Source organism: Caballeronia insecticola (genome assembly GCF_000402035.1).
Taxonomy (GTDB): Bacteria; Pseudomonadota; Gammaproteobacteria; order Burkholderiales; family Burkholderiaceae; genus Caballeronia; species Caballeronia insecticola.
Genome location: NC_021294.1, coordinates 1390423 through 1403690, shown reverse-complemented (window position 1 = coordinate 1403690; position 13268 = coordinate 1390423). Strand labels below are relative to the sequence as shown.

9 protein-coding genes are annotated in these 13268 nt (G+C 64.5%); 5 read left to right on the top strand and 4 right to left on the bottom strand.

From position 1 onward, the window contains the following. The first annotated feature begins 124 nt into the window (after nt 1-124). Complete coding sequence (locus BRPE64_RS20465) at nt 125-1297, top strand: porin (RefSeq protein WP_016355450.1); 1173 nt, start codon at nt 125-127, stop codon at nt 1295-1297. Here BRPE64_RS20465 and BRPE64_RS20460 read toward each other — a convergent pair. The 3 genes from BRPE64_RS20460 to BRPE64_RS20450 form a co-directional block, all read right to left on the bottom strand. Continuing rightward, nucleotides 1294-2271, bottom strand: coding sequence for a GlxA family transcriptional regulator (locus BRPE64_RS20460; RefSeq protein ID WP_044042611.1), 978 nt, complete (start codon nt 2269-2271; stop codon nt 1294-1296). The two genes, BRPE64_RS20465 and BRPE64_RS20460, sit on opposite strands and share 4 nt — an antisense overlap. A gap of 127 nt (nt 2272-2398) precedes the next feature. After that, nucleotides 2399-5467 (bottom strand): acetoacetate--CoA ligase, encoded by a 3069-nt coding sequence (locus tag BRPE64_RS20455; RefSeq protein WP_016355448.1) that lies wholly within the window; start codon nt 5465-5467, stop codon nt 2399-2401. Between the two features lie 327 nt (nt 5468-5794). Next, the gene (locus BRPE64_RS20450; RefSeq protein WP_016355447.1) at nt 5795-7048 is read right to left on the bottom strand and encodes an oligosaccharide flippase family protein; all 1254 of its coding nucleotides are present in this window, start codon (nt 7046-7048) and stop codon (nt 5795-5797) included. A 306-nt stretch (nt 7049-7354) separates the two neighbouring features. Between BRPE64_RS20450 and BRPE64_RS20445 the strand changes: the two genes are divergently transcribed. The 4 genes from BRPE64_RS20445 to BRPE64_RS20430 all read left to right on the top strand — a co-directional run bounded on the left by BRPE64_RS20445 (nt 7355) and on the right by BRPE64_RS20430 (nt 10834). Then, nucleotides 7355-8335 carry a choline ABC transporter substrate-binding protein gene (locus BRPE64_RS20445; RefSeq protein WP_016355446.1) on the top strand — a complete coding sequence of 327 codons (981 nt, stop codon included), beginning with the start codon at nt 7355-7357 and terminating at the stop codon, nt 8333-8335. Nucleotides 8336-8436: 101 nt separating this feature from the next. Beyond that, nucleotides 8437-9366, top strand: coding sequence for a BKACE family enzyme (locus tag BRPE64_RS20440; RefSeq protein ID WP_016355445.1), 930 nt, complete (start codon nt 8437-8439; stop codon nt 9364-9366). 21 nt (nt 9367-9387) lie between these two features. After that, nucleotides 9388-10335 carry an L-carnitine dehydrogenase gene (locus tag BRPE64_RS20435; RefSeq protein WP_016355444.1) on the top strand — a complete coding sequence of 316 codons (948 nt, stop codon included), beginning with the start codon at nt 9388-9390 and terminating at the stop codon, nt 10333-10335. 10 nt (nt 10336-10345) lie between these two features. After that, nucleotides 10346-10834, top strand: a complete 489-nt coding sequence (locus BRPE64_RS20430; RefSeq protein WP_044042610.1) for a thioesterase family protein — start codon at nt 10346-10348, stop codon at nt 10832-10834. Here the strand turns inward: BRPE64_RS20430 and BRPE64_RS20425 are convergent. Beyond that, the gene (locus BRPE64_RS20425) at nt 10768-12996 is read right to left on the bottom strand and encodes a heavy metal translocating P-type ATPase (protein ID WP_016355443.1); all 2229 of its coding nucleotides are present in this window, start codon (nt 12994-12996) and stop codon (nt 10768-10770) included. The genes BRPE64_RS20430 and BRPE64_RS20425 overlap by 67 nt on opposite strands. Between the last annotated feature and the right edge of the window lie 272 nt (nt 12997-13268).

Sequence of the window (13268 nt, the reverse complement as noted above, 5' to 3'; positions counted from 1 at the left end):
GCAGTCGGCGGCAGTCTTCCGCAGTTCCCGGCAAGTCATGCGACATGCTTTCACGCGATGCGTGCGAGGCAGGGCATCGCTTATTCCAATGACAGACACATCAAGACGAGCAAAGGACCAGCACATGAGAAAAGCACTTGCCGCGAGCGCGGCCCGGGCACGCGCAAACACAATCGCAGGCATTGCGGTCGCTGCGGGCGCAGCCCTCGCGTCCACGCAAGCGCATGCTCAAAGCAGCGTGACGCTCTACGGCATTCTCGATGCGGGCATCACCTGGGTGAGCAACACGGGCGGCTCGCACGTCGTCAAGTTCGACGATGGCATCTCTTACGGCAACCGCATTGGCTTTCGCGGCGTCGAGGATCTCGGCGGCGGCTTGCAGGCGGTCTTCGTGCTGGAGTCGGGCTTTCACCTCGGCAACGGTCAATACGCGTTCGGCGGCTCGGAGTTCGGGCGGCAGGCGTATGTCGGTTTGAAGAATCAGTGGGGCACGCTCTCGCTCGGCAATCAGCTCGACATGACCGAAGAGTTCGTCTACCTCTACAACATCTCGGCGTGGGCGAGCGGCTATGCGATCCATCAGGGCGACTTCGACCGCATGAACGGCGACCGCCTGCCGAACTCGATCAAGTTTCTCTCCAATAACTTCGGCGGCTTTACGTTCGGCGGCATGTATTCGTTCGGCAATGTCGCGGGCAATTTTCATCGCAACAGCGCGTGGAGCGTGGGCGGCCATTACGCCGCAAACACCTTCAATTTGGGCGTCGCCTATACGCAGCTCAACAATCCGAACGGCATCTATGCGTTCGATCCGTATGCGATGATCGGCGCGCGCAGCTTCCTCGGCCAGCCGACCGTAACCGTCGATCCTGCAACGGGCGCCGTCACCGATCTCTACAGCGCGAACGCGTTTCCGGTCGATAAGCAAGGCGCGCTCGCGGTCGGCGGCGCGTGGACCATCGGCGACGTGATGTTGTCGGGCAACTTCACATGGACCGCCATCAAAGGGCTCGGCGTGACGTCCTACATGAAGGTCTACGAAGCCGGCGCGTCATACACGTTCAGGCCCGACGTGATGCTCTACGGCGGCTATCAGCACACGCGTTTCGAAGGCAATCACTGGAATCAGGGCTCGCTCGGGCTGCACTATCTGCTCTCGAAGCGCACGGATGTTTATATCTCCGGCGACTATCTGCGCGCTTCCGGCCCGATCGATGCGGTGATCGGCTATAGCTTTACGCCGTCGTCGTCGAATACGCAGGCCGACGTGCGTATTGGTATGCGGCATTCCTTCTAAGCCGCCACAAGCCGCACAGGAACCACGCCGCGCCGTGCACTGCGATCCTGTCGCGGGCTCGTGCCGAAACGCGCGCGATACGTCCGCGAAAAATGCGACGGCGATTCGAAGCCGCACGCGACGCATACGGCGAGTATCGACATATCGGTCTGCTGAAGCAGCTCGCGCGCACGCGTGAGCCGCAGACCGAGATAGAAATGCGTGGGCGTGTCTTTCATCGCCGAGCAGAACAGCCGTTCGAGCTGACGCCGCGTTACGCCGATCGATTCGGCGAGCGCATCGGGCGAGAGCGGCTCCTCCATGTTCTGCTCCATCACGCCGATCACCTGAATCAACTTGCGGTTATGGATGCCGTAACGCGCCGCGATCTGCAAACGCTGATGATCCGAACGTTGCCGGATACGTCCCAGCACGAACTGCTCGGAGACTTGCGCGGCGAGGCTCGCGCCGTGCTCGCGCGCGATCAGGTCGAGCATCATGTCGATGGATGCCGTGCCGCCCGCGCACGTGATGCGGCGCGTGTCGATCTCGAAGAGTTCCTGACTCGTCTCGATGTCCGGATATTGCTCCGCGAACGCCGCCGCCGCTTCCCAGTGCAAGGTCGCGCGCTTGCCCGCGAGCAGTCCGCTCTCCGCGAGGATGAAGCTGCCGGTGTCGATGCCGCCGAGCGTGGCGCCCGCGCGGTCGAGGCGCCGGAGCCAGTCGCCGATCGCGCGCGTGTAGCTCGAAAGCGGCTCGAAGCCCGATACGACGAACACGGTGCGCGCATCGGCGACTTCGTCGAATGCGCATTCCGCGTTAAGCGAGATGCCGTTGCTCGCGGCTACCGGCCCGCCATCGGCGGACACGATATGCCAGCGATACAACTCGCCCGCAAAGCGGTTGGCGACGCGCAAAGGCTCGATCGCGGACATGAATCCGATCGACGAAAACTCGGGCAGCAGCAGGAAATGGAAGTCTTGAGGAGCGGGCATCGGTTCGATCGACGGGTGCGTCGATATTGCAACGATCACGAATCGTCCACGCTAGCAAGGGCAAAAAGCGCGCGCAATCCGGCACGCCCCGTAGGGCGGCCGGATCGGGCACCCGGAGAACGCCGCGTTATGCGCTCGACAACGCCCGCGTGAGCGTCTGCGCGACCGTCGCGAGATGCGGCTCGACGACGAGGTCCGTGTGCTTGCCATCGACCTTCATGATGTACAGGCCCTGCTTCGCGACGCGCTGCCACACCGGCAGCGGATCGCCGCGCGCCTCGTCGAGCACGGTTGCACGCACATACACGATCGGGCCGCCGAGATAGTGGCGCGGCTTGTAGGTCGTCATCGCGACGCGCATGGATTCGCGCACGCGCAGCAACACGGGCGGCAGACCTTGCGCGTCGGGCGCGGCCTTGTGCGCCTGCTTGCCCATGCGCATGCGCACGCGGTCGGCGATGGCGGCCGCCTTGCCGCGCATATAGCCGACGCGCGCCCGCGCGTCGAGCGTGCGGAATTCACGCAGACGTTCCGCGACGACGCCCGCCTGGAAGCGCGTCCAAAGCGGCCACGGCAGGCAGTGCTCGTGCACGTAGGTATCGAGCAGGCACAGCATTTCGATCGGCTCGCCCGCCGCGACGAGTTGCTGCGCGATCTCGAACGCGATCAGGCCGCCGAACGAATAGCCGACGAGCGCGTACGGTCCGTGCGGCTGCGCTTCGCGCATGCGCTGTACGTAGACCTTCGCCATCTCCTCGACGCTGTGTTGCGGCGCTGCGTCGCCATCGAGGCCAAGCGCCTGCAATCCATAGACCGGCCGCTCGTTTTGCAGCATGCCCGCAAGCGTCAGGCACTCCATCACCGAGCCCGTGATGCTGTGCACCATGAAGAGCGGCCGCCCGCTGCCCGCGCGCATCTGCACGAGCGTCGAGTTTTCGGCGCGCGTGTCGGGATCGGCGGCGAGGACGGCGGCGAGACGCGAGATCGTCGGCGCGACGATCATCGTTGCAATGGGCAACACGCGGCCGGTCGTGCGCTGCACGTCGGCGAGCATGCGCGCGGCGAGCAGCGAGTGGCCGCCAAGCTCGAAGAAGTTGTCGTCGCGCCCGATCGGCGAGAAGCTGAATTGCTGTTCCCACAGCGCGCACAGATAAACCTCGATCTGCGCGGCCGATTTCCCCGGCTCGGGCAGTTCGCGCCGTTCGCGCGAGAGCGACGGATGCTCGCGAATCGCGTCGAGACATTCGGGGTTCGCAAGCGACGACACGTTGCGCGCGGGCAGGCCATTGACGGCATCGCGCGCGGCGGCTTCGGAGGGCTTGCCGTTATGCGTGACGGGCAGGCCATCGACCTGCACGATGATATCGGGCACGAGCGCCGCGCTGCCCTGACGCGTCAACTCGCGGCGCACGCGCGCGGCGAGCGCGGCATTGAGTTGCGCGCCCGGACGCAGCACGAGCAGCAGCACGATGCGCTGGCCGGCGTCGCCCGCGTTGGCCCCGGTCTGAGGCACGGCCATTGCCTGACGAACCTCGGCGATCTCGCTCAGGATCCGATAAATCTCGCCCGGACTCACGTTGATGCCGCGCACGTTGAGCACGCCGTCGCTGCGGCCGTGCAGGCGCGCGGAGCCTTGCGGCGAGAACTCGATGACATCGCCGTGGGTCCAGACGCCTTCGTTCGCGGCGAAATAGGCTCGATGAAAGCGCGCGCCGTCGTCATCGCCGAAGAAACCGAGCGGGCGCGACGGGAACGGATTCGTGCACACGAGTTCGCCCGGCATGATGGTGCTCGCGCCCTGATCGAACGCCTGCACGTCGAGGCCCAGGCTCTTGCATTGCGCTTCGCCCGCGTAGACGGGCAGATTGGGATTGCCGAGCACGAAGCAGCCGATGATGTCCGTGCCGCCCGAAATCGACTGCAATTGCAGTTGCTTCACGTGGTCGTGGACCCATTGGAACTGCGAGTCGTAGAGCACGGCGCCGGTCGACATCATCGCGCGCAGGGCCGAGAGATCGAATTGCGCGGCGGGTTCGAGTCCGGCGTCTTCGCACATCTTCAGATAGGCGGGGCTCGTGCCGAAGACGGTCGCGCGCTCATTGGCGACGATGCGCCATAGCGTATCGACGGCGGCCACGGGACCGTCGTAAGTCACGATCTCGACGCCGGAAGCCAGCACCGACAACTGCCAGTTCCACATCATCCACGAACAGCTCGTGTGGAAAAAGAGCTTGTCGCCGGGGCCGAGATCGCTGTGCAGCCGATGCTCCTTCACATGTTCGACGAGCGTGCCGCCCGCGCCGTGCACGATGCATTTGGGCTTGCCCGTCGTGCCCGACGAAAACATGATGAAGAGCGGATGATTGAACGGGAAACGCGTCCAGCCAAAGCGCATTGCGTCGCCGCGCACGATCAGCGAGCGAATCTCGTGCTGGCGCTGCGCGACGGTGCTCGGCAAAGAGGTTTCGTCCAGGCAGACGATGTCGGTCAGCGACGGCAACTGTGCCGCGACAGCCGCGACGTGCCCGGAGATCGAGCTGCCGGTGTCGAACGAACGCTGCATCGTGTGCGCGAATAGCATTGTCGGCGCGAGCGGTGCGAAGCGGTCGAGAATCGCCTGCACGCCGTTTTCCGGCGCGGCGGTCGAGAGCGTCGCGCCGAGCGCCGTCACGGCGAGCGCGGCCGTGATCGCGTCGGCGTCGTTGCGCATGATCGCGACAACGCGGTCGCCTGGTTTCAGGCCCAGATCGGCAAGCGCCTGCGCAAGACGCGCGACGCGCTCGCGCAACTCGCCGCGCGTATAGCAGATGCGCCGGCCGTCGGCGTAATGCGAGGTAAGGGCGGGCGCCGAGTCGGGCGCGATGCGAGCGCCCAGCAGATTCTCGGCGTAATTCAATTCGACATTAGGAAAAAATCGCGCGGATTCACACTGATTGCCGATACAAACCGGTTCATTCGATCCGGACCATTCCAGGCCGTGTGCCGAATCGAGAAAACACTTCCAGAATTGCCGATATTCACGCGCTGTATAAGCGTGCAATTCGGGATAATTTGCGAAACGCTGGCCGGTCGTTTTTTCGAAGGCCTGAATAAAAGCCGTCATGCGCGAGGCTTCGATTTGCCCGGCGGGCGGCTGGAAAAGGGGTTCGCGCGCGAAGAGCCGCGCACTCTCTCGGATGGCGTCTTGTCGGTCCATTTTTGTATGCACCTGTAATCTGGACAGCGTGTGTTAGTTAGCGATGTGCTCGACGTTCGTGCCGGAAACCTCTCAATTTCCGTTGCAATGCACGGTGCCGGCAAACATGCTTATCCCTCTGAATCAGGTTACCTCGTTAGAAAAGCCCGCTGTGTGCGGGCACCCACAAACTTTGCGGCGTCTCGGCAAATCTTGCTCTTGCCTAAATGGCCGCAAATATGCTGCGTATTTCAAAGAGCGGCAATAACTACGCGTCCTGAACGCGTGCGCATACGAATCGGCGTAAACGCGCTGGCGCAAACTCGTTAATGGTGCATTGGGCGCGCGCTATTGCAGTGCGGTTTTGCGTAAAAACGGGACGCCGCGCATATAAAGGGTCATCGCCATCGAAACGGCAATGGCGCTTTCGACCGCAAGCACCGTGGCCGCCGCGCCCTGTGCGCCGAACAGGTTCGCGAGTATCGCGAGCAACAGGAAGTTCAGCAGCGCCGAGCCGATCAAAATGCGCGTGAACTGCGCCTTCATGCCGAGCGGCAACATGGTCTGAACGCCGAAGAGGTCGGAGAGGCCCGCCATGAACGGCACGAAAGCCATCCAGCGGAGTACGTCGATGGTCGGCTGGAACTGCGCGCCGTACAGCAGTTGAACGGCGAGCGGCGCGCCGAAGAAGATCACGAGCGAGGTCGTGAGCACGATGCTGCCTTGAACCATGAACATCACGCGAAGGAAGGCGAAGGCGTCGCCGCGCGAGTGGTGCATCAGAAAGCTGATGCGCGGATACGCGGCCGTCTTGAGCGGACTCAGGATGTTGAGCGCGGCGCGAATGAGCTTGTCGCCGGCCGCGAAATAACCGGCTGCGACATTGCCCGCCATCAACGCGAGCAGCACGATATTGCTCGACGCGTAAATTTCGACGATAGCCGTCGCCATGAACACGCTCCAGCCGTTTTTCAGTTCGCGCACAATCGAGGCGAATGGAATCCACACGAAATCGATCTCGCGACGCGTGAGCAGATAAACGAGCACCGCAGCGCCGGTGACGAGCGATACCATCGAATTGACGCTCATCGCCCAGTAAATATCGCCCGGTTCGCGCACCAAAAGAAACATCGCCGGAATGCTCAGCGCGCGGCCAATAAAAACGAGCGTGCTGATGAGACCCAGATCTTCCATGCCCTGAAAATACCAGGTCGGAATCAGCATCGTGCCGATGACGAGACCGAAGCCCAATAACAGAAGCGTGCGATTTTCTCCGAGCACCGGAAAGACGAATGTCAGCGCCAGCAGAATCGCAAAGCCGGCGACGGTAATCAGGGTCTGGGCAAAAATGGTTTCCCAGAAAATGCGCGAACGGGCAGCGCGGTCATGGCGATTGACGGAAATCTGCGGCGTGGCCGTGAGCGAAAAACTGTAGTTCGTCGCAATCACGAAATAGCTGAGAAACGCGAGCCCGAAAGAAAGCTGGCCGTATCCGCTCGGCGACAGCACGCGCGCGAGCCACGGTAATGTGAGCAGAGGCACCAGATAGGTGGAAATCTGCATCGTCATCAAGATCGCGAAGTTTTTTCGAAACGACGCCATATTATTTTTCGTGCTTGTTTTTTGCTGTTCGACCGTTCCCGGCCCCCGTTGGTCGTCACGCCGAGGCATGTGCCTGCCTTCCGCGCTGACTTCCGCGCTGACTTCATTAAACCGAATCGGCCGTCAGCTTTCCGTTAGCTTGACCACGAAAACGCGCGCGCCAAGTCACCGCTCATCAGGCAGGTCGCATGCAGTCAAGTCGCGGTCGCTCACGGGCGTTCGTGCACCTTTATGCGACGTTACTTTGTATGCACGCCGGCGCCACGAACCGGCTCATCCTGCAAACCACTGACTGGAAAGCACGCCATGAGACATCGCCTGAATTCGAAACTGCTGATCGCCGCAATGAGCGCCGCGGGCGTCGCGTTCGCGGCGACGCAGGACGCGCGCGCGGCGCGCGCGGCGGGCGCGGACGACGCCAGTTGCCGCACCGTGCGCTTCGTCGATATCGGCTGGACCGACATCACCTCGACGACCGCGCTCGCTTCGATCGTGTTCGAAGGGCTCGGTTATGCGCCGAAGACGACGGTCGCGTCAGTGCCGATTTCGCTTGCGGGGCTGAAGAGCAAACAGATCGACGTGTCGCTCGGTTATTGGTGGCCGGTGCAGCAGAAGGCGGTCGAACCGTTTCTCGAATCGAAGAGCATTCAGAAGCTGGAACCGCCGAATCTGTCGGGCGCGAAGGCGACGCTCGCCGTGCCGAGCTATGCCTACGACGCGGGCATCAAGACGTTCGCGGATATCGCGAAACATCGCGACGAGCTGGACGGCAAGATCTATGGCATCGAGCCGGGCAGCAGCGCGAACGCGAAGATTCAGAAGATGATCGACTCGAACCAGTTCGGGCTCGGCGGATTCAAGCTGGTGGAGTCGAGCGAGGCCGGGATGCTCGTGACCATCGAGCGCGCGGTGCGTGACAAGAAGCCGGTTGTGTTTCTCGGTTGGGAACCGCATCCGATGAACATTCAGATGAAGATCAACTATCTCTCCGGCGGCGATGAAGTGTTCGGGCCGAACTACGGCGAGGCGCGCGTTTATACGTTGACGAATCCGGAGTTTCTGACGCGTTGTCCCAATGCGGGAAAGCTGGTGTCCAACCTTCGCTTCACGACCGATCTCGAGAACCGCCTGATGCAGCCGGTGATGAACAAGGAGCGGCCCGCGGAGGCGGCGAAGGCTTATCTGAAGCAGAACCCGCAGGTGCTGGACGCGTGGCTTGCAGGCGTGAAGACGGTGGACGGCAAAGATGGCTTGCCGGCGGTCAAACAGTATCTCGGGCTTCGCTGAAGGGCTGCGTGGGCCTCGCACAGGGCCCTGACGTGAATCCGGGAAGCATCGAAAAATCAGGAAACCTAAGCAGCATTCTCGATCGATAAAAGAGAAAACCCATGAACTACGAAGTCATCGTGACATGCGCAGTAACCGGCGCCGGCGACACCACCGCCAAACACCCGGCGGTTCCCGTCACGCCCAAACAGATTGCGGAAGCCGCAATCGAAGCCGCCCGCGCGGGCGCCACGGTTGCGCATTGCCACGTCCGCGATCCGAAGACCGGAAGAGGCAGCCGCGACCCGGCGCTTTATCGGGAAGTCGTCGATCGCATTCGTTCGTCGGACGTCGACGTCATCATCAATCTGACGGCGGGCATGGGCGGCGACCTCGAAATCGGTCCGGGCGAAGACCCGATGCGCTTCGGCAAAGGCACGGACCTCGTCGGCGGCCTGACGCGGCTCGCGCATGTCGAAGACCTGCTGCCGGAAATCTGCACGCTCGACTGCGGCACGCTCAATTTCGGCGACGGCGACTACATCTACGTCTCGACGCCCGCGCAACTGCGCGCCGGTGCGAAGCGCATCCAGGAACTCGGCGTGAAGCCCGAACTGGAAATCTTCGACACGGGCCATCTGTGGTTCGCCAACCAGTTGCTGAAGGAAGGCCTGCTCGACGCGCCGCCGCTCTTCCAGCTTTGCATGGGCATTCCGTGGGGCGCGCCGCCCGACACCGGCACGATGAAAGCGATGGTCGACAACCTGCCGCCCGGCGCGCACTGGGCCGGCTTCGGCATCGGCCGCATGCAGATGCCGATGGTCGCGCAGGCGATGCTGCTGGGCGGCCACGTGCGCGTCGGACTCGAAGACAACTTGTGGCTCGATCGCGGCGTGCATGCGACCAACGGCTCGCTCGTGCAGCGCGCGATCGAGATCATCGAACGACTCGGCGCCCGCGCGCTCACGCCCGCCGAAGGCCGCAGAAAGCTCGGCCTGCCGCCGCGCGGCGAACGTCCGCTGGACAAGCGCGCACTCGAACAATTCGCTTAAACCCACAAGGACATTCGAAACATGCAAGTCAAGCAATTCGCCGCGCTCGGCGCGGGTGTGATCGGCAGCGGTTGGGTGGCGCGCGCGCTCGGAGCAGGGCTGGACGTGACCGCGTGGGACCCCGCGCCCGGCGCCGAGGCGCAGCTTCGCGCGAACGTCGCGAACGCGTGGCCGGCGCTCGAACGCGCCGGTCTGGCGCCGGGCGCATCGCCGGAAAGATTGCGCGTGGTCGCGAGCGTCGAGGAATGCGTGGCCGATGCCGACTTCATCCAGGAAAGCGCGCCCGAGCGCGAGGAACTGAAGCTCGCGCTGCACGAACGCGTGAGCCGCGCGGCGAAACCCGCGGCGATCATCGCGTCGTCGACTTCGGGGCTGTTGCCGAGCGATTTCTACGCGCGCGCCGTCAATCCGGAGCGCTGCGTCGTCGGGCATCCGTTCAATCCGGTGTATTTGCTGCCGCTCGTCGAAGTGCTCGGCGGCGCGAATACGTCGGGCGAGGCCATCGATGCGGCCATGAGCTTCTACGCATCCATCGGCATGCGGCCGTTGCGCGTGCGCAAGGAAGTGCCGGGCTTTATCGCGGACCGGCTGCTGGAGGCGCTGTGGCGCGAGGCGCTGCATCTGGTGAACGACGGCGTCGCGACGACCGGCGAAATCGACGACGCCATTCGCTACGGCGCGGGCATCCGCTGGTCGTTCATGGGCACGTTTCTGACTTACACGCTGGCGGGCGGCGAAGCGGGCATGCGACACTTCATGCAGCAATTCGGCCCCGCGCTTGCGCTGCCGTGGACGAAGCTCGTCGCGCCGACGCTGACCGACGAACTCATCGACCGCGTCGTGGACGGCACGTCGCGGCAGACGAACGGGCGCGGTATCAAGGAACTGGAGCGGTACCGCGACGACTGCATCGCGAGCGTGATCGAGGCGATTGCGGCGGCGAAAGCGCGTCACGGCATCGAAGATTAGGGGAGCCACGATGATCTATCGCGACACGGTCAAGGCCGAATGGGTCGACTACAACGGCCATCTGCGCGACGCGTTCTACATGCTGATCTACAGCCTCGCGACCGATGCGTTCATGGACCACATCGGCCTCGACGACGCCGGCCGCCGCGCCCGCCAGCGCACGCTCTACACGCTGGAGGCGCACATCAGCTATCTGCGCGAAATCAAGGAAGGCGCGGCCGTGCGCGTGGAAACGCGCGTCGTCGGACATGACAGGAAGCGCGTGCATCTCTATCTGGAGATGTTCGAGGGCGACGCAGCCGAGCCCGTCTGCGCCTGCGAGCAGATGATGATGCTGATCGACACCAGCGGCGCGCCGAAGTCCGCCTCGTTCGATGAAGACATCGCCGGGCGCATCGCCGCCGTTCCGGCTATCGCCGCGAAGGACGCGCGTTACGCCGGCCGTGTGATCGGCTTGCCCGCGCGCGCCGCGTCCACTTCGGCTGCCGCGCCCGCCTGAGCGCGCCACGTTCTCAGCAACAACGCGTTGGTGACGACGCTCACGCTCGAGAACGCCATCGCCGCGCCGGCGAACATCGGATCGAGCAGGCCCGCCGCCGCGAGCGGAATGCCGATCAGGTTGTAGACGAACGCCCAGAACAGGTTCTGCCGGATCTTGCGGTAGGTGCGCCGCGAGATGTCGATCGCGTCCGCGACGAGCGCCGGATCGCCGCGCATCAGCGTGATGCCGGCCGCTTCGATCGCGACGTCGGTGCCGCTCGCCATCGCGATGCCGATGTCGGCGGCGGCGAGCGCGGGCGCATCGTTGATGCCGTCGCCGGCCATCGCCACCATGCCTCTCGTCGATGCTTTCAGTTCCGCGACCACGCGCGCCTTGTCGTCGGGCAACGCCTGCGCGAACACGAGATCCGCCGGAATGCCCAGCGCGCGAGCGACCGCCTGCGCGCTGCCCGCGTTGTCGCCGGTGACGAGCGCGCTCTTCACGCCCATGCCCGCGAGCCGTTCGATGGCGGCGCGCGCGGTCGGCTTGATCGTGTCGCCGAACGCGAGGAGCGCGAGCACGGCATTTTTACCGTCGATTCGATCGATCAGCCACGACACCGTGTTGCCCTGCGCTTCCAGTTCCTGCGCACGCGCTGCCAGCGGCGCAGGCACGTCCGCGCCCAGTTCCGCGACCCAGCGCCCGCTGCCGACAGCAATGCGCCGTGCGCCGACGTTCGCTTCCACGCCACGCCCGGCGACCGCGCGCGCGGCGGCCGCGTCGAGATGCGGCGTATCCGCCTCGGCGGCAGCCGCGACGACGGCCTTCGCCAGCGGATGCTCGCTCATGCGCTGCACGGCGGCGGCGAGCCCGAGCGCCTGCGCGCGATCCTGTCCCGGCGCGGCGTCGAACGCGATGAGGCTCGGTCGCCCGACGGTCAGCGTGCCGGTCTTGTCGAACGCGACGACGCCTATCGCGTGCGCCTGTTCGAGCGCCTGCGCGTCCTTGATCAGAATGCCCTGACGCGCCGCGACGCCCGTGCCGGCCATGATCGCGGTCGGCGTGGCCAAGCCGAGCGCGCACGGACACGCGATCACGAGCACCGCGACCGCGTTCAGCAGCGCCGTCTCCGCGCTCGCGCCGTGCAGCAGCCATCCGGCGAGCGTGACGGCGGCAATCGCCAGAATCGCCGGGACGAACACCGCCGACACGCGATCGACCAGACGCTGAATCGGCGCCTTTTCCGCCTGCGCGGATTCGACCAGCCGGATGATGCGCGCGAGCGTCGTTTCCGCGCCGGTCGCCGTGGTTTCGACCGCGATCGCGCCTTCGCCGTTGATCGAGCCGCCGGTCGTGCGCGCGCCCGTTTCCTTCGCGACGGGCAGGCTCTCGCCGGTGATCAGCGATTCGTCGATGTGCGTGCGGCCCTCGCGCACGATGCCGTCCACCGGCACGCGTTCGCCCGGCCGCACGACGACGATATCGCCGATACGCACCTCCGCGAGCGCCACTTCGCGTTCGCGCGACGGATCGTTCCGGTCGCGCACGCGGGCCGTGGTGGGCCGCAGTGCGTTGAGCGCGCGGATCGCGTCGGTGGTCTGCCGCTTGGCGCGCGCTTCGAGCCATTTGCCGAAGCGCACCAGCGTGATGACGACCGCCGACGCCTCGAAAAACAGATGCGCCGACATGCCGCCGTGCGCAAACATCTGATAAACGGACAAGCCCCACGCCGCCGACGTGCCGAGCGCAACGAGCAAATCCATGTTGCCCGCGAACGCCCGCACCGCGCGATATCCGCCCACGTAAAAACGCGCGCCGAAGCCGAACTGCACGACGCTCGCCAGCGCGAGTTGCAGCCACGGATTCAGTTCGAGGCCGAACATCGGCGCGAGCAGGGGCAGCGTGAGCACGCCGGACGCAAACACCGCCGCAAGCTCGCGGTCGATCGTGCGCGCGGTGGCGGCGGACGCAGCGGAGGCGTCGGCGGGCGGCGCGTCGGGCAGAATCGGCGCGGCTTCGTAACCTGCTTTCGCGACGGCGGCGACCAGTTGCTCGTCGCTTACGGCGGCGCTCGTGTGGATCGTCGCCTTTTCGGTGGCGAGATTGACCGCGACGCTCTCGACGCCGGGCACGCGCTTGAGCACTTTCTCGACGCGCATGACGCACGACGCGCACGTCATGCCGCTGACGGCAAGCTCCGCGGTTCTGGGGTTTTCGGATGCTGCAGTGGACATGGTGAAACGCTCCGGTCTGGCTGGGACGCGCGAATGCGGATCGCGCCGATCCCTGACATTAACCAGTATCGACGTTCCAATGGTTGGAAGGTCAAGGACAGCATAAAAAGAATCGTGCGATTTCTCGATACAGCGTGCGCTGCGGCGCTCAACGTCGCGCGCGAGACACGTTCGACCCATTTCGTGAAGCGGTAAAGGGCTTTTGCTCGCTTCGTCTT